We start from the raw sequence: 16336 nt of genomic DNA, 5'->3' as shown, positions 1-16336 counted from the left end.
CGGGAGGAAACAACATGAATGAAACAAAAACATGCAGAGAGTCATTTACAGTAAAAACAAGCATTGTCCTGCCGCCTGACACGAATACATACGGAACCTTATTCGGCGGGAAGCTTATGGCCTATATAGATGATGTGGCAGCCATTGCAGCGATGCGGCATGGGAGAAAGAATATCGTAACGGCATCTACTGATTCCGTTGACTTCCTTCATCCTGTTTATGAAGGCAATTCGGTTTGTCTAGAAGCATTTGTAACATATACAGGCAGAACCTCGATGGAGATTTTTGTAAAAGTAATTGCCGAAGATCTGGTCACGGGCGAACGAAATGTTTGCGCCATGTCTTTCCTGACGATGGTTGCCATCGATGAAAATGGCAAGCCAACTCCAGTACCTTCCGTAGTGCCAGAAACTGATGAAGAAAAGAATTTATATGAAACAGCCAAAGAACGCGCTGAAATCCGGAAAAAACGCAAAAAAGACAGTGAAGCCAGGGCAAAAAAATACGGAACAGGTTTGCCCTGGTAGATAGTGGGAGAAGAATGGGTTAAAGAGTCATGCATGCAATCATTGCTAATGAAATCGCATCCAGACTGGAACTGAAAGACAAATTAGCTTTTATACTGGGAGGAATAGCGCCTGATGCTGTTTCTCCCAAAGAATATTCCCATTTTTTTAGGGGAGATATAAATGACTATTCCCGTACAATTGATTACAAAGAGTTCTTGAAAAAATACCAAAGAATAAGTGATTCTCTCATTTGATCAGATAATCGGGTATGTGGAAATTTCTGTAGACCGAGGGGTTTTCGAATTGAATAGTGTTTAAATTGTAAAAAAATAACTCCTCATTTATTCCTAGTATTCCAAGTTATGTGGAACTTTTTACATATCCGAGTCTAGTAAAATAGATTTAACTTTCAGAATATTAACTCTTATTTCTTGCTAATCCTTTTCCTTCCTCTTAAGTTAGACGTGTAGAAAACTTACTAAAGGAGGAAAAAGATGAAAAGAATATGGAAAGCCAGTTTAGCCGTTTTTTTTAGTATTTTACTAGTGGCTGGGACAATGCCTTTAACCGGCCAGGCAAAAAAGCCTAAAAATGACTATGAAGGCTATAGCCAGGTTGACGTCGGCGAGGACGGCATGGTGGCTTCGGCCCATCCGCTCGCTTCACAGATTGGTGCCGATGTTTTAAAAAGGGGCGGTAATGCCATTGATGCCGCTGTTGCTGTCCAGTTTGCACTCAACGTGGTGGAACCGATGATGTCAGGTATTGGTGGCGGCGGCTTCATGATGGTGTATGATGGCGAGACAGAGGAAACGACCATTATTAACAGCCGGGAACGTGCTCCGGCCGGGGCCGCACCTGATATGTTTCTGGATGAAGACGGAAATCCTATTCCATTTTCCGAGCGTTCAACCGGAGGTACAGCAGTCGGGGTACCAGGGACCTTAAAAGGATTGGAAACGGCACTGGATATGTGGGGAACACGTCCAATGCAGCAGCTGATCGGCCCTGCTATTAAGCTGGCTGATAAAGGTTTCCCGATTGATTCGGTTTTAGCGGATGCGATTGCCGATAATCAGGATAAGCTGAGCAGATCGGGTGCAGGCGAAGTATTTCTGCCAAATGGCGAACCTTTGGCAGAAGGGGACCATCTTGTACAAAAGGACCTGGCGAAGACTTTGAAAATGATTCGTTCTGGCGGGGCAGACGCTCTGTATAATGGGCAAATTGCTGAAGCTCTCGCTGGTGTTGTCCAGGATTTCGGCGGATCGATGACACGGGAAGATCTTGCAAACTATGATGTAACCATCGATGAACCGGTTTGGGGAGACTATCAGGGATATGAAATAGCTAGCATGCCTCCTCCAAGCTCGGGCGGTGTATTTTTGTTGCAGATGCTTAAAATCTTGGATGATTTTAATCTATCACAATACGAAACAGACTCATGGCAAAAATATCATCTGCTTGCTGAAACGATGCATCTGGCTTATGCAGACCGTGCGGCATACGCAGGTGATCCGGAATTTGTAAATGTTCCGATTAATGGATTGCTCCACCCGGATTATATTAAAGAGCGCCAGGAGCTAATCAGCCTGGATGAAGTGAATGCAAACCCAGAAGCTGGAGATCCATGGAAGTATGAAAACAGCTCAGCAAATTATGAAGCGGCTGCCCAGCCAAATGATCGTGAATATGGCGAGACCACCCATTTTTCAGTAACTGACAGATGGGGGAATGTCGTCTCTTATACAACAACGATTGAACAGGTATTTGGCACTGGCATCATGGTACCAGGCTACGGATTCATGCTGAATAACGAGCTGACAGACTTTGATGCTGTTCCAGGCGGAGCCAATGAAGTCCAGCCAAACAAGCGCCCGTTAAGCTCCATGACACCAACAATCGTTTTTGAAGACGGAGAACCTGTACTGACTGTCGGCTCACCAGGCGGCCCGACCATTATCACATCAGTACTGCAAACCATTTTACATGCAATCGAGTATGATATGGAATTAAAGGAAGCAGTCGAAGAGCCGCGCATCTATACGAACAATTTGAATTCCTATCGATATGAAGAGGGAATTTCTGAGGGAGTCATTAATCATCTAAATGATATGGGGCATAACTTCGGTCCAAATTCAACAACAATTGGAAATGTCCAGAGCATCCTAATTGACCATGAAAATGGCACCTTTAAAGGCGTGGCCGACTCCAGCCGCAACGGAGCAGCCATCGGTGTAGACTTGAAAGGTAATGGAAAAGATAAAAGAAAATAGAATATCAAAAGATAGCGCCCTGCTACGGTGGGGCGCTATTTGTATTTCTGCGCCGTTTTGCAGAACAGGTGTACCCTTTATAACAGACGGTGGAATAGGAAGTTGCACGCAAATCGAGGAAAGCGGTTCATAAACTGTAAAAGCTGCACGCAAATCCAGGAAAGTGATGCATAAATTTAAGAAGTTGTCCGCAAATATCGGATAGGTAATCAAAAAATAAAACAAGTGCAGCAAAATCCCAGCTTTTTAAAACAGAAAAAAGCATTGAAAACTCTATCAAAGCTGTCAAAGGGATCCACATTAATAAATTCGAACTCAAATTCTATTAAAAAATAAAACTGAATGAGTATTCATTTAGCAGGAGGGATTTCTCCTCAATTGTGGAATTTAACAGATGGGGGTGAATAAATGTTTACCGTAAATGTAGAAGGCGCTATTTATAAAGATGGCAAGTGGCTGGTTATTGAGCGTGGCCGGAAGGAATCACATGCAGCAGGCGAGCTGGCTCTGGCAGGCGGGAAGGCGGAGCAGGAAGGCCATACAACAAATCTTCTCGAGCGTACTGTAAAGCGGGAGATTTTTGAAGAAGTCGGCTTGCTGGTCAGCGACCATATGCATTATGTAAGAAATACATCCTTCATTGCAAACGGCGTCCATGTAGTGGATATCGTGTTTCTATGTGAGTATGAAAGCGGGGAGGCTTTTAATAAAAGCCCGGATGAAGTGGAAGCTGTTTTCTGGATGGCAACAGATGAAATTCTGCAGAATCCCGCTGCTCCAATCTGGCTGAAGGATAGTATTAAACAGGCGGAACTTTTAAGAAGAAGCCTAGAAAAAAACTTAATCAAATAAGGAGGCAATAAAAGTGACAGTCAAAGAAGAGCTTCAGCAGCTTGTCGATAAAATGAATGCGGACCCTGTACATATCAAGGATGAAAAGGACCGGGTATTCCAGGTGGACCTAGAGGAAAGCGGCCGGCTGCAAATCATTTTAAAAGATGGACAGGTGGCTGTGGAGGAGGACGCACCTTATGAACCGGAAGTTACACTTAAACTATCAGATAAAAACTTCTCCAAGCTTTTAAAGGACAACTTGAACACGACGGTGGCGTTTATGACCGGCGGACTTAAGGTGGATGGCAAAATGGGCCTTGCCCTTAAGCTGCAGGAAATGGTGAAAAAATATCAATAAGAAAAAGGCAGCGCCTCAATAACAGGAAGCTGCCTTTCAGTTAAAAATACAATGCCATTAGTTCCTCATCGTAGTATACACTATTAATCTTCAAAGCACGCCGTTCCTTGCCGTAAACTTCAAACCCAAAAGACGAATATAGCTTTTTCGCAGGCTCATTTTCTGACATGACAGCCAAATGGATCTGCTCAACGCCTTCCCACCTCCGGGCCTTTTCTACGGCTTCACCGATCAGTTTTTTTCCAATGCCCGTCTGTCTGGAGGTTTCGGTTACATACATCGCATATATATTGGACCTGTGCTTCATTTTTAATCCGGTTTCCCTTACTAAGCTAACCACACCCACAAGCTGGCCACCTTCAAATGCGCCAAAGTGAAAGGAGTTATCAGCTTTAAATCGGCCTCCATAAACTTCGGGAGGGCGCCCAACCTCTTCTTCATAGCTAGAACCAAACGCCTCTGGGTTCTTTCTTAACCCTTCTAATCTCAATTCTTTGTATTTTACAGCATCATCAGGCTGTAAAAGCCTTATTTCCATTTTAATGCCTCCTTCACGCTTCTGTCTCCGCTACATGCTTGACCCGCTCCGCAAATTGTTTAACGATCTTGTCATTCGCAAAAATTAAGAAGAGTTTTACAAACCATTTTAACGCCTGGTTCGTGGCTGTGTATTTGAACCGGGTTTTGTTCTCGTCCAATTTGTACATTTCATAGTGGGCTGTAATATCGAACATATTAGCAAGGCGAAAACCGACCTTCAGCTCTTTATGATCTGGAGTATCCGAGTACTTGAGGGTTTCTACATCGTATTCTTCAACCCTTGATCCTTCTTTATATTTTTGCCGGTAGATGCTTCCGACACCTTCATCTGTTATTTTAACCGGCTTATGCTCGACCACCTGGGGCATGATTTTTTGCATATTTTCCTCAGAACCATTTAATAGCCCCCATACCTTTTCAATCGGAGCTTGAATTTCTATTTCAGTTGACCACTTTTTCACCCTGCCATTCCCCCTATGGTTAAAATCCTATTTCCATTACTTTCTCTGTACCTGCACAAAACCCTTTTACTTTTTTGTTGTTTCCGCAAACTTTGTTGCCTTTTGAAGGCAACCGTAATTTAACCTACTGAGTTGATTGTAGCGGAGGGCACTTGATCCTCGAAAATGCATTCGCATTTTCTTACGAAGAGGTGTCTATTCAAAGAAGTTTATTCAATGTCCTGCGGGAAGAGAGGGAAGTGCGACACCCCACAGGCGTAGCCGAGGAGGCTCGCAACCCTTCCCGCGGGTTCGCTGAGTGCCCGTAGCGGAAATCAAAGGGCAAAATTAATAAAACAAAAACAACCTATGAGAAAATGAGCCTGCTTTTTATGAAAATTGGTTTTAATCCCCAATATACGGGAACAGAAATGAAAAGGATAAACAGGAGGGATTAACATGTCACAGGAAAACAGCAAAGACCTAAGAGATGTTGTAAAAGGGCAGCAGTCCCAGCAGGACAAGCAGCAATCACTGAAGGATCAGGAACGCTTGCCGGATCAGCAAAACCGTTTGAAGGATCAGGAGAACATGAGAAAATAGTGTAAAGGGAGGGAGCTATAAATTGTAGCTCTCTTTTTTAAAGGCTCTTTTGTTTTGGGACTAGGAAGCATGCCCGTTGATTTCCGCTCCAGTCACTTGCTTTCCTCGGGGAGGAACGGGAGCCTCCTCGGCGTTTCACGCCTGCGGGGTCTCCCGCTCCCTCTCTTCCCGCAGGACATTGAATAAGCTTCCTCGAATAAGCACCTCACGAAGAAAATGCGAATGCATTTTTGAGGATCAAGTGCCTTCCACTCCAATCAACTCAGTAATTAAAACTAGTTTGTAAGCAACATACTTTGCGAAAACAGCCTTTTTTAAAGGAAAAATGAATTTCGCCCCGAATATTAAAGCAAAGGTTTGCCGATGATGAATATACATATAAAAAGGGGGACGTAAGATGGGCGTATTATTTGGTTTAATTATAGTGACTCTTGCCTTTGCCTACAGCATTGACCGCAGGCGAAAGAAGAATAATAATACACTGCAAAAAGGAATTAGCCCAAACGAAAAGCCGGGAGAAAGTTCGAATTATATGATGGGCGACAATCGATATACTGGAGGGGGACAATAAAATGGGAAGCGTTGTGTAATAAGCAAGGCTTCTTTTTTTGTCCCTATAATGCTTTCTTCTCCTGAAAATGGGAAAAGCTAAGGGTACCTGGTTTCTTTTGGGCATCAGAAAGGGTATAAGATACATACAGAATTATAACCTTTTTAGAGTTGGAGAAGTGGGCCATGAGAAGACGCAGAATCGAGTCACTTTTTGTATTTATCTTAATTGTAACAACCTATACAATATTTTTTACAGATGCCAGCACACTAATCAAGCTAGTTGCTGCTATTTTGTATGGCACGGCCATTTTAATAAGTGCCTATTCATTGATGCTTGAAAACCGTTCCCCCCATCAGACCCTTTTATGGATGTATGTTCTTGTGTTTTTTCCGGTGTTTGGTTATCTTTTTTACTTGTTTTCCGGACAGCTTTACTTGAAAGGCTATTTGTTTAAAAGTAAAAGGAGCAGGGACCGGGATGAATGGAAAAGACTGATGAAGAGAGAGGATACCCCGGATATTTCCTTCCTGCAGGACAGCCAGCTATGCTTTGCCAGGTTTGCAAATAATGTGGCCTTAACGCCGCTTAGTACCAATTCACGGGCGAAGATGCTGAAAAATGGAGAGGAAACCTTTAATGAAATAAAGAAAAAACTGCGAGAAGCAGAAGAGTTTATCCATATGGAATATTATATTTTCCGCTCAGACCGGCTTGGAAAAGAAATCATAAATATATTAATTGATAAGGCTAAGCAGGGTGTGGAGGTGCTGTTTATTTTTGATGCGGCAGGCAGCATGGGGATTTCACTGGAGGATCGCAATCCATGGAGGAAGCGGGCATTAAAGTACGGCCTTTTTCCCCTCTGAAATATGGATTTTTTAATCAGAAATTTAATTTCCGCAATCACCGAAAGATTGTCGTAATTGATGGGAAGGTCGGTTTTGTAGGCGGCCTCAATGTTGGCGTTGAATACTTGGGCGAAGACGAAAAAATCGGTTTTTGGCGAGATACCCATATGATCTTAAAAGGTGAGGCCGTATACACCCTTCATACGGTGTTTTTGCTGGATTGGGAATATGTCAGTAATGAAGAGGTACTCGAGCAATATAGAGAGGTTAAGTATCCAATTGACGATGATGTGCTGGATGGGGCGGTGCAGGTTGTTGCAAGCGGCCCTGACACACAGCAGGGCATTATGAGTGATTTATATTATTCCATCATCTCTTGTGCAACCAAATCCATTTGGATTGCCACGCCATACTTTGTTCCAGACGAATCCATCAGGACAGCTTTAAGGGTTGCGGCAGCTAAAGGGGTGGAGGTGCGTATCCTGGTGCCGGAAATTAACGACAGCTTCCTGACCCAATATGCGAGCAGATCTTACTTTCCGGAGCTGCTGAGGTACGGAGTGGAGATTTATTCTTATAAAAAAGGCTTTTTACATCAAAAAATCATTATCGTTGACGGCATTCTCGCTTCGATTGGAACAGCCAATATGGACATGAGAAGTTTCCACTTGAATTTTGAAGTAAATGTATTCCTATACGGCACCAGCTCCATCCGCGATCTTGTCGCCCATTATGAGGAGGATTTGGAGGAGAGCGTTAAAATAAGTCCTGTAGAGTACTATAAGAGAGGTTTTGTTGAAAGATCAAAAGAATCATTCGCCCGGCTGTTTTCGGGTGTTCTGTAAAGGTGTCTTGGATAGGCGCCTTTTTTTATGTCTGGAAAGATAATTGTTACCTTGCAAATTAGAGAATAGAACCTGCAAATAGAGTGGTCCAACCTGCAAATAGCCAATCACTCATTTCTATTTAGGTCTCCAGACCGAGGAACAATCATTCTTCCTATTGGTCAAATAAGGAAAAATCCATACTAAAATGATTATTAGTACGATATGATTAGAATAGTTTGAAAAGTTAGATATAAGAAGGAGGGTTTTCATGCTTTCACAATCACTTATTGAAGACGTCATAGCGGCAGCTCTAGCCACTGGCGGGGATTTCGCGGAAGTATTTGTTGAGGACCGTTTTACAAATAATTTGGCGCTGCAGGGCGGGAAAATTGAAAGCAGTTTGTCAGGCCGGGATTATGGGATTGGCATTCGCGTGTTTAAGGAACTGCAGAGTGTTTATGCCTATACAACGGATGGGACGAAGGAAGGCTTATTAAAAGCGGCGGGGAATGCTGCGCAGGCAATCATCGGAAACACGGTTATTCAGCCATCCCAGCTGCAAAAGGAAATTATTCCTGCGGCACATCCGATCTCTTTAAATCCGAGGGAGGTTGAGAAGTTCCGCAAAGTGGATGTTATGAAAAAGGCTTACGAAATTGCCAAAAACTATCATAATAGCATCCAGCAGGTTACGGTTAGATATTTGGATGAAGAGCAGAATGTACTGATCGCCAACTCGGAAGGCAAGTTTGTAGAAGACCGCAGAGTACGCAGCCGCCTTGCGATTCAATCGATTGCAGCAGACGGCAACCAGATGCAGCCGGGATTTTACGGACCTGGTGCCCATAAAGGCTTTGAATTTATGGAAAACCTGAATCTTGAGCATTATGCAAATGAAGCGTCCCGTATTGCGGTTACGATGCTAGGTGCAGATCCTTGCCCAAGCGGGAAATTCCCTGTCATTATTGATAATGAATTCGGCGGCGTTATTTTCCACGAGGCATGCGGACATGGACTTGAAGCCACATCTGTCGCGAAAGAGAATTCCGTTTTTGCCAACCGGATTGGGGAAAAAGTGGCTTCGGATGTCGTTACATATATTGATGACGGCACAATCGCCAATGAGTGGGGATCCATCACCATTGATGATGAGGGCGAAAAAGCACGCAAAAATGTTCTGATTGAAAATGGTATTTTAAAAGGTTACCTGATTGATAAATTTAACGGGCGGAGAATGGGCATGGAGTCAACCGGCTCAGGCAGAAGGCAGTCCTACCGTTTCGCTCCGACTTCCAGAATGACCAATACGTATATCGCTAATGGAAAGTCCTCTCCGGAAGAAATTATTTCAAACACTGAGCATGGCATCTATACGAAATACATGGGCGGCGGCCAGGTGAACACAACGACCGGCGATTATAATTTCGCGGTTATGGAAGCGTACCTTGTGAAGAATGGGAAAATCGGCAAACCGCTTAAAGGTGCTACCTTAATCGGAAACGGACCTAAAACCCTCCAGCTTGTTGATATGGTTGGAAACAATCTTGATCATGGTGCGGGTATGTGCGGGTCTCAAAGCGGCAGCATCCCTGTGAACGTAGGCCAGCCGATGATTCGTGTGAGCGAAATGACCGTCGGCGGAAGAAAGGGGGGAAAATAGGATGAATTTACAGGAGTTTAAGGAGCAGCTCTTTCAGCTGGGTGAGCAGCATGGCTTTAAGGATATGGAGCTCTATTACGAGAGGGATGAGAAGTTTGCTTGTGAGCTTTATAAAGGGGAAATCGATTCCTATGACACTTCCGAAGTATTCGGAACCTCCTTCCGAGGCCTTTACAAGGGCAAAATGGGCTATGCTTTTACGGAAAAGCTTGATGAAGAATCTCTTTCTTTTCTTATAGAAAATGCGAAGGAAAACTCCAAATTTATAGAAGATGAAGTGCAAGAAGAGATTTTCGCTGGAAGCCAAAAGTATGAAGAAGGAAACTTTTATTCGGCTAATCTTGCAAAAGTAACAATTTCAGAAAAAATCAATTTGCTTAAGGAAATTGAAAAGCATATTTATGCGTATGATGAACGGGTAACGGGGACCGATTATTTTATGCTGAGCAGCGGTGAGACAGAAAAGGCTATTATGAACAGCAAAGGTCTCAGCCTCAGTGAAAAGAAGAATCATATCGGAATTTATGTATCGGTAATCGTTAAGCAGGACGATCAGGTGAAAAATGGAGAGTACTCGAAGTTTACAAGAAACTTCTCGATCTTAAAACCTGGAGAAATCGCAAAACATGCAGTGGAAGAAGCCTTGTCGCAGCTGGATGCTCAAAGTGCTGAAAGCAAAAACTACCCAGTTTTGTTGAGGAACGATGCTGCGAGTGCATTATTGCAAACATTCGCCCCTATTTTTTCAGCAGAAAATACACAAAAAGGGCAATCAGCCTTAAACGGAAAAACAGGCGAAACGATTTCGGTCCCGTCATTAAGTATTGTAGACGATCCATTTTTGGAAGAAGGGCTGCTCAGTTCAAGCTTTGATAGCGAAGGTGTTGCAACAGTTAAAAAGGATATTGTAAAAAGCGGCAAGCTCGTTTCGCTGATGCATAACCGTAAAACAGCACAAAAAGAAGGAGTGGAATCGACAGGAAATGCCTATAAAGCCTCCTATAAGGGAGCGTTAACGGTAGCTCCAACGAACCTTCATGTCGTTCCGGCTGATAAAAGCTATGAGGAATTGGTATCGTCCATTTCTGAAGGCATAATCATTACTGAATTATCCGGACTTCATTCCGGCGCGAATACTGTATCAGGCGACTTCTCCATTGCAGCAAATGGCTACTTTGTCAAAGATGGAAACATTCAAAACGCTGTCAATCAAATGACCATTGCAGGCAATTTTTATGAGTTGCTCAATAATATTGAAGCAATAGGTTCTGACTTGGAATTCTCCATGGGATTCATGGCATCAGGCTATATTGGATCTCCTTCTCTTTTAATTAGGGAATTAGCTGTAACAGTAGAGTAAAGGGTTGGAAGGCACATCACAATGGTGGTGTGCTTTTTCTAATAAAATTTCTTCAGTATGGAAGGAGGTTTGCCTGGAAAAGCAGAATACTGAATTTCATCGTATGATTAATTATTAACAAGCATAGGGGACACTCTATAAAAGCCAAATCCAATGCGAACCGTTGATAAATAAGGTTGGTTGATTTGAGCGGAAGGTGCGAGATCCTCGAAAATGCATTCGCATTTCCTTCGTGCGGTGTTGATTCAAGGATGCTTATTCAACGTCCAGCGGGAGGAGTGGGACAGGTGAGACCCCACAGGCGCTGCGCGCCGAGGATGCTCACCGCCCGCCCGCGGAAGCTTGAGCATCCTGGAGCGGAAATCAACCTCTCCTCCCTACTTTTTATAAAAGTAACAAAATTTGCGAAAACAGCCTTATGGAAAAATCATTAAAGTAGAGACAAAGCAAAGCTCATAATATCTAAAAGGAGGCAAAAGCAATGAAAACATTGGAGGCTAAACGCATTCTTCTTCGAAACCTTACACTTGATGATGCCGAAAAGGTAGAAGAGTATGCGAGCAATTATGACGTAGCAAAGACCACTTTAAATATTCCGCACCCTTATCCTAAAGGCGGTGCAGAGGAGTTTATTACAAATATTCTTGAAGCCGAGAAAAAAGGAAGGATTGCTATTTTTGCCATCACGCTAAAAGAGGATAATAGTTTAATTGGGCTGATTAATATTTCGGGACCAAATGCAAACAGAAGAGCGGAAATCGGCTATTGGATCGGCAAGCCATTCTGGGGTAAAGGCTATGGAACTGAAGCGGCCATGGCGGTTATCAAATACGGCTTTGAAGAAATGAATCATAACCGCATTTATGCGCTTGCTTTTACCGATAATCCGGGGTCCTGGAGGATTATGGAGAAGGCTGGAATGAATCGGGAAGGAATATTGCGCCAGCATGCAGTAAGAGACGGGAAGCCGGTAGATTTAACTTATTATGCGATCTTGCGGGAAGAATACATGGCTAAACACGCCTAGTTTGAATCTGGTTCTTGAATGTGTTTCAATGGAAGCATAACTTTTCCTAAATGGAGGTTCTTGTGAGAATCATTGCTTCCCACCCCTTTATCATTGTAAGCCGGACGATTGACTGGAATCAGCAGCAGTACATTGAACAGGAACACCATCTTCATCTCTATGAAGACCAGATTATTTCGCCCACGGAAAAATTTCTGATTGATGAAGTATGGGATATGTCATACAGGGTGTCCAATTCGGAAATCGGATTCCTTTACCTTCATACGAACCGGGGACTGTATTCCTTTCATGTGAAATCTGAACCAAGTCAATTTATCCATCATTATAAGGAACTCAAGCAATAAGAAAGCCGGAACAGTCATTAACAGACGATTCCGGCCGTGTATTTTAACCCTGTTCACTTATGCGCACAAGCATGTGGGCCAGCTTATGCCTTTCTTCTTCATCTCCTACCTTCCACAATTCTTTCAGGAGCTGCTCTTCACGGTTTTTTGGCTCCACATTTTCAGCGAGGTAAGCAGCAACCTTTTCAGCTGTTACCGCAAGCTGCTCTTCATTTAATCCCAGCCTTTTGCCAAGCTCGATTCTTTCGCTCAGGTAGCTCTTAAATTCATCAAAGCTGCTTAAGATATCTTCAGCTCGCTCATTAGACATACGGTCCATTGCCTTTCTTACATTTTCTGTATCCAATTCACCATCTTGTTTAATTACGTGTTCTTGTTCATTCATACTTATGGCCTCCTAAAAGAATGTTTCTTATTAAATATCCTTTTAGAAGACAAGTTAAACTAGCTTCCTGCATTTGCTAGAGTTCATTTGAAGGAGAAGTCCCCTTTACTGCATTCAATTTTTTAAACCTTGCTCTGGATAAAAGAACCCCAATTTCATATAACCCGATCAATGGTATTAACACGAGAATCTGTGAAAATAGATCGGGCGGCGTAATTAGTGCTGAAACAACTGCCATAATAACATAAGCGTATTTCCGCATGGAACTGAGCATAGCAGGTGTGACAATGCCAATGGCTGTCAGGAATAACAAAAGCAAGGGAACCTCACAAAGAAACCCAAAAGGGATGGTGGACATCAGCAAAAATGAAAAATATTCCCTGGCAGTAATCATCATGGAAAAGTGGGATTCCCCAAGTAACATCAGAAATTGATAAATGGTGGGGAAGATAATGAAAAAACCGAAGCAAAGACCGCCGATAAAACTGAAAAGGATGGCTGGGAAAAACATGATAGATACCCTGCTTTCTTTTTCAGTTAATGCCGGCTTCACAAATAGCCACACCTGATAGGAGATAAAAGGAAGCGAAAGCCCGAGGCTAATGCTTCCTGCTATTCCTGTATACATCTTAATGACATCAAGAGGCCCAAGCATGACGAGTTCATGCTGATTTGACAGCAAGGGTATTAATCTATTGATGGAAACTAAACAAACGGCAAAGCAAAATATAAAGAAAATTAGCGACCGAAGAAGCACTTTTCTTAGGTCCGTTAAATGCTCCACAAGGGTTTGTTCATCTTTGTCCATTTCAAACCCTCCTCTTAAAGCGGTTTATCCTTTCGGTCTGATGGTTCGATTGGGCGTGTCTTCGTTTCAGGCTCATCATCGTCACTCATAATATCCCTGGCTGACTTTTTGAATTCGGAAAGTGTTCTCCCAAAAGCCGACCCGATTTCGGGCAGCTTCTTGGGGCCAAAGATAATTAAAGTGATGACCAGGATGATAATCAATCCCGGAATACCTATATTTGAAAGACCCATAATCCTCACTCCTTTTACTGCTGTTTATGATGTCAGGCTTAAGCGCAATCAACTCAAGGTCTTAAGCTCATGGACAGAAAGCTTCGTCAGTATACTCATCGTTCTCCCAAAAGTGCAGCTTTTGGGAGGACGCAGCGGTTTTAGTCTGCGTTCCTTTTTAGGCGGAAGTCCGGCTTATGCAAGCAGGCCGCCTTCTTTGCTGTATTTAATAATGCCCTCTGCTGCCCTGTAGGCAAGTGCTCCCACTGTTCCTGTAGGATTATAGCCTCCATTATGGGCAAAAGCAGATGCGCCAATGACAAATACATTTTCCGCATCCCACATCTGGAGGTAGTTATTGACCGCAGAAGTTTCCGGGTCTGCTCCCATAATGACACCGCCCGTATTGTGAGTTGTCTGATAAGGGACGATATCATAATGCTCAAGCTGCTGTCGGTCATTAACTCTCGAAGGGCCCATTTCTTTCATTATCTTGTCTGTGATACTGCCAATGTAGTTGTAAAGGTTTTTATCCTGTTCAGTAAAGTCGTAAGTCATACGCAAGAGCGGGAGTCCATAGGCATCTTTGTAGGAAGGATCCAAGTCCATGTAATTAGTCTTGACTGGCATGGATGCACCCTGTGTACCAATGCTTAGTGCCCTTGTAAAATACTTGATTGAATTTTCCTTAAACTTGCTGCCCCATTTTGGTGTATCGGTCGGAACCATATTATATTGGATTGGCCTGTAGCCGGATTGGTTAATGGATATGGAACCGCCGTGGATGAAGTCAAGATCGGAATGGTCAAAATTATCGCCATTATAATCATCGACTGTCGCCCCCAAAGCACCAGCACCCATGAACGTATTGAATTGTTCTTCATCAAAGAAGCCTGCAGAACCAGGAAGTATCTGATAACAGTAATTCTTTCCAATAACACCTTTACCTGTGTCAGGATTATAGGGACGGCCAAGCTTGGAAGTAAGCAAAAGGCGGGTGTTATTCATGACATAGCTTGTCACAATGACCATTTCAGCCGGCTGGATAAATTCTTCTTTCGTCTGGACATCAATAAATCTGACACCAGTTGCTTTTTTTCCGTCATGAAGAATTTCTGTTACATTCGCATAGTTACGGATATCAACATTTCCCGTTTCTTTGGCAAAAGGAATAACAGCAACGGTTGGGTCTGCTTTAGCCCCATATTCACAGCCAAAGCGCTCACAGAAAGCGCAATACTGGCAAGCGGCCATCTTGGCGCCATACTGGTTTTCATAAGCTTGGCTCATATTCCCGGAAGGCATTTGATAAGGCTTCATTCCTAACGACTTGGTCGCTTCCTTAAACCTTGCAGTAATAGGCGTTTCCTTCATTGGAGGATTAGGGTAAGGGTTCGATCTTTTAGGGCCGAGCTCGCTTTCCTCTCCGCCAATCCCAGCAGCTTTTTCAAATTGATCAAAATAAGGCTCAAGTTCATCGTAGGTAATGCCCCAATCCTGAATTTGAAGGCCGAGATCCTTTACCTTTACTTCGCCATATTTTTTTATAGTTTGCGATTTTATTTCAAAATCATAGGGCAAAAAGCGGAAGGTATGACCATTCCAATGGACACCTGATCCGCCTAGGCCCTCACCAAGCAAAAAGGAACCAAGCTGCCTCATGGGAAGGGCCCTTTCCTTGGCGTGATTGCGGAAGGTAATGGTCTCCTTTGATAGATCCTGCATTAATTCATAGCGAATTCCATAGCGAAGCTCGTCATGGACTACATAGTAGTCTTTCACACCGCGTTCTTTTCCTCGTTCAAGGCCGACAACCTTGATTCCCTGCTTTCCAAGCTCGGCGGCAAGAATTCCTCCTGCCCAGCCGACTCCTATAATGACTGCATCTGTTTTTGGCAATGTTTTAACCATAATCTTCCCTCCCGATAGTGGAAAATAGATTTAAATACTTTCAAATTCCTATTATTTCGTATATGCATGGAGGCTGTTCGGTTTAATCTCAACGAATTTCTCGGACTCAATTTGGTTAATATAGCTCATTTGGTGGCCTGGGAAGTTTTTCATTTTCCACCCTTCCATATTCTTATTGCCTGCATAGGCAGGATCGCATACACACCCTCTATGGTTGCAGCCCGCAGGATACTAAAGAACGTTTTAGAAGTAACGCCCCGCAGCTCCACTTTGTCTTCTTCAAAGGCAGTGAGGATTTCATCCTGCTGTTCACCTTCCAGTTCAGCAAAAGGCTTTTTAAATTTATCCCTGCTGTAGGTTTGAAGAGCGACCAGGCCAACATCAAAGACTTCATGGCGTTTAAGAGGGGATTGATACCCCTGAAAGTTTGAACCGGGAAAGAAAGGGCCCTGCATATATTCCTTTGTATTGTGGCCCCATGAACCAGCCAGCTGATGGTCAATGAAAAATGGAACATCCAAATCATTTGCCCCTGGCCCGTTTTCATCCTTCGGGTAAATTCTTTCTACAGCGGCTTGCAGAATCCCGAATATCTCTGGATTGGTAAAATAAAGTGGTGACTGCTGGTATGCAACCTGGTCATGTCCATTTTCATGTTCGTTACCTTCAGTGGCAGTGCCGTCATCTTTATTCATGTTGGCTCCAATCAGCCCGCCAAGAATCCCTCCGCCTACCAATCCACCAGCAACTAAACCGGAATTGCGGATAAATTTTCTTCGCGACATGGTTGATTCTGATTTATTTTCATGTTCAGACATTAACTGGAAACCTCCTTTTATTA

17 protein-coding genes and 2 pseudogenes are annotated in these 16336 nt (G+C 43.3%); 12 read left to right on the top strand and 7 right to left on the bottom strand.

All coding sequences use genetic code 11. The annotated features are described in order from the left end of the window. The first annotated feature begins 14 nt into the window (after positions 1-14). From AC3ZVC_RS00830 to AC3ZVC_RS00810, 5 genes are all read left to right on the top strand, one after another. Positions 15-527, top strand: coding sequence for an acyl-CoA thioesterase (locus tag AC3ZVC_RS00830; RefSeq protein WP_490065853.1), 513 nt, complete (start codon positions 15-17; stop codon positions 525-527). 29 nt (positions 528-556) lie between these two features. After that, complete coding sequence (locus AC3ZVC_RS00825) at positions 557-763, top strand: hypothetical protein (RefSeq protein WP_490065851.1); 207 nt, start codon at positions 557-559, stop codon at positions 761-763. A 240-nt stretch (positions 764-1003) separates the two neighbouring features. Further along, complete coding sequence (ggt, locus tag AC3ZVC_RS00820; protein WP_490065848.1) at positions 1004-2785, top strand: gamma-glutamyltransferase; 1782 nt, start codon at positions 1004-1006, stop codon at positions 2783-2785. A gap of 408 nt (positions 2786-3193) precedes the next feature. After that, positions 3194-3637 carry an NUDIX hydrolase gene (locus tag AC3ZVC_RS00815; protein WP_490065846.1) on the top strand — a complete coding sequence of 148 codons (444 nt, stop codon included), beginning with the start codon at positions 3194-3196 and terminating at the stop codon, positions 3635-3637. 13 nt (positions 3638-3650) lie between these two features. Beyond that, a complete protein-coding gene (locus AC3ZVC_RS00810) occupies positions 3651-3977 on the top strand; it encodes an SCP2 sterol-binding domain-containing protein (RefSeq protein ID WP_490065844.1) in 327 nt (108 codons plus the stop codon). A 40-nt stretch (positions 3978-4017) separates the two neighbouring features. On the opposite strand, the gene AC3ZVC_RS00805 is transcribed toward AC3ZVC_RS00810, so the two are convergent. After that, positions 4018-4515: a GNAT family N-acetyltransferase gene (locus AC3ZVC_RS00805; protein ID WP_490065843.1), complete on the bottom strand. Its 498-nt coding sequence runs from the start codon at positions 4513-4515 to the stop codon at positions 4018-4020. A 13-nt stretch (positions 4516-4528) separates the two neighbouring features. Continuing rightward, a complete protein-coding gene (locus AC3ZVC_RS00800; protein WP_490065841.1) occupies positions 4529-4978 on the bottom strand; it encodes an SRPBCC family protein in 450 nt (149 codons plus the stop codon). Positions 4979-5416: 438 nt separating this feature from the next. Between AC3ZVC_RS00800 and AC3ZVC_RS00795 the strand changes: the two genes are divergently transcribed. The 7 genes and pseudogenes from AC3ZVC_RS00795 (at position 5417) to AC3ZVC_RS00765 (ending at position 12179) form a co-directional block, all read left to right on the top strand. Further along, positions 5417-5560, top strand: coding sequence for a hypothetical protein (locus AC3ZVC_RS00795; protein ID WP_490065839.1), 144 nt, complete (start codon positions 5417-5419; stop codon positions 5558-5560). Positions 5561-5957: 397 nt separating this feature from the next. Continuing rightward, positions 5958-6131, top strand: coding sequence for a hypothetical protein (locus AC3ZVC_RS00790; RefSeq protein ID WP_214725625.1), 174 nt, complete (start codon positions 5958-5960; stop codon positions 6129-6131). Between the two features lie 164 nt (positions 6132-6295). After that, positions 6296-7806 (top strand): annotated as a pseudogene (cls, locus tag AC3ZVC_RS00785) (cardiolipin synthase). Positions 7807-8056: 250 nt separating this feature from the next. Next, entirely contained in the window at positions 8057-9448 is a 1392-nt protein-coding gene (locus AC3ZVC_RS00780) for a TldD/PmbA family protein (RefSeq protein ID WP_490065838.1), read from the top strand. A gap of 1 nt (position 9449) precedes the next feature. Then, entirely contained in the window at positions 9450-10808 is a 1359-nt protein-coding gene (locus AC3ZVC_RS00775; protein ID WP_490065835.1) for a TldD/PmbA family protein, read from the top strand. 481 nt (positions 10809-11289) lie between these two features. Next, complete coding sequence (locus AC3ZVC_RS00770) at positions 11290-11835, top strand: GNAT family N-acetyltransferase (RefSeq protein WP_490065834.1); 546 nt, start codon at positions 11290-11292, stop codon at positions 11833-11835. A gap of 62 nt (positions 11836-11897) precedes the next feature. Then, positions 11898-12179: a hypothetical protein gene (locus AC3ZVC_RS00765; RefSeq protein ID WP_214725635.1), complete on the top strand. Its 282-nt coding sequence runs from the start codon at positions 11898-11900 to the stop codon at positions 12177-12179. Positions 12180-12222: 43 nt separating this feature from the next. On the opposite strand, the gene AC3ZVC_RS00760 is transcribed toward AC3ZVC_RS00765, so the two are convergent. The 5 genes and pseudogenes from AC3ZVC_RS00760 to AC3ZVC_RS00740 form a co-directional block, all read right to left on the bottom strand. After that, on the bottom strand, positions 12223-12564 hold the full coding sequence (locus AC3ZVC_RS00760) for a DUF3243 domain-containing protein (protein ID WP_490065833.1): 342 nt from the start codon (positions 12562-12564) through the stop codon (positions 12223-12225). A 76-nt stretch (positions 12565-12640) separates the two neighbouring features. Beyond that, on the bottom strand, positions 12641-13372 hold the full coding sequence (gene tatC / locus AC3ZVC_RS00755; protein WP_490065832.1) for a twin-arginine translocase subunit TatC: 732 nt from the start codon (positions 13370-13372) through the stop codon (positions 12641-12643). Between the two features lie 14 nt (positions 13373-13386). Further along, positions 13387-13605, bottom strand: coding sequence for a twin-arginine translocase TatA/TatE family subunit (gene tatA / locus AC3ZVC_RS00750; RefSeq protein ID WP_214725641.1), 219 nt, complete (start codon positions 13603-13605; stop codon positions 13387-13389). A gap of 174 nt (positions 13606-13779) precedes the next feature. Continuing rightward, positions 13780-15495 (bottom strand): GMC family oxidoreductase, encoded by a 1716-nt coding sequence (locus AC3ZVC_RS00745; RefSeq protein WP_490065831.1) that lies wholly within the window; start codon positions 15493-15495, stop codon positions 13780-13782. A 51-nt stretch (positions 15496-15546) separates the two neighbouring features. Next, positions 15547-16313: pseudogene (locus tag AC3ZVC_RS00740) on the bottom strand (gluconate 2-dehydrogenase subunit 3 family protein). Between the last annotated feature and the right edge of the window lie 23 nt (positions 16314-16336).

It is taken from the genome of Cytobacillus sp. C11.1, from assembly GCF_058145115.1.
This window is presented reverse-complemented; position numbering and strand designations above follow the sequence as displayed.

Excerpts from the sequence above, each read along its gene's own strand:
- tatA (WP_214725641.1), bottom strand. The coding sequence starts at position 13,605 with ATGGGTCTTTCAAATATAGGTATTCCGGGATTGATTATCATCCTGGTC.
- AC3ZVC_RS00830 (WP_490065853.1), top strand. The coding sequence starts at position 15 with ATGAATGAAACAAAAACATGCAGAGAGTCATTTACAGTAAAAACAAGC.
- AC3ZVC_RS00805 (WP_490065843.1), bottom strand. The coding sequence starts at position 4,515 with ATGGAAATAAGGCTTTTACAGCCTGATGATGCTGTAAAATACAAAGAA.
- AC3ZVC_RS00795 (WP_490065839.1), top strand. The coding sequence starts at position 5,417 with ATGTCACAGGAAAACAGCAAAGACCTAAGAGATGTTGTAAAAGGGCAG.
- AC3ZVC_RS00780 (WP_490065838.1), top strand. The coding sequence starts at position 8,057 with ATGCTTTCACAATCACTTATTGAAGACGTCATAGCGGCAGCTCTAGCC.
- ggt (WP_490065848.1), top strand. The coding sequence starts at position 1,004 with ATGAAAAGAATATGGAAAGCCAGTTTAGCCGTTTTTTTTAGTATTTTA.
- AC3ZVC_RS00815 (WP_490065846.1), top strand. The coding sequence starts at position 3,194 with ATGTTTACCGTAAATGTAGAAGGCGCTATTTATAAAGATGGCAAGTGG.
- AC3ZVC_RS00760 (WP_490065833.1), bottom strand. The coding sequence starts at position 12,564 with ATGAATGAACAAGAACACGTAATTAAACAAGATGGTGAATTGGATACA.
- AC3ZVC_RS00825 (WP_490065851.1), top strand. The coding sequence starts at position 557 with ATGCATGCAATCATTGCTAATGAAATCGCATCCAGACTGGAACTGAAA.
- AC3ZVC_RS00790 (WP_214725625.1), top strand. The coding sequence starts at position 5,958 with ATGGGCGTATTATTTGGTTTAATTATAGTGACTCTTGCCTTTGCCTAC.
- tatC (WP_490065832.1), bottom strand. The coding sequence starts at position 13,372 with ATGGACAAAGATGAACAAACCCTTGTGGAGCATTTAACGGACCTAAGA.
- AC3ZVC_RS00775 (WP_490065835.1), top strand. The coding sequence starts at position 9,450 with ATGAATTTACAGGAGTTTAAGGAGCAGCTCTTTCAGCTGGGTGAGCAG.
- AC3ZVC_RS00745 (WP_490065831.1), bottom strand. The coding sequence starts at position 15,495 with ATGGTTAAAACATTGCCAAAAACAGATGCAGTCATTATAGGAGTCGGC.
- AC3ZVC_RS00770 (WP_490065834.1), top strand. The coding sequence starts at position 11,290 with ATGAAAACATTGGAGGCTAAACGCATTCTTCTTCGAAACCTTACACTT.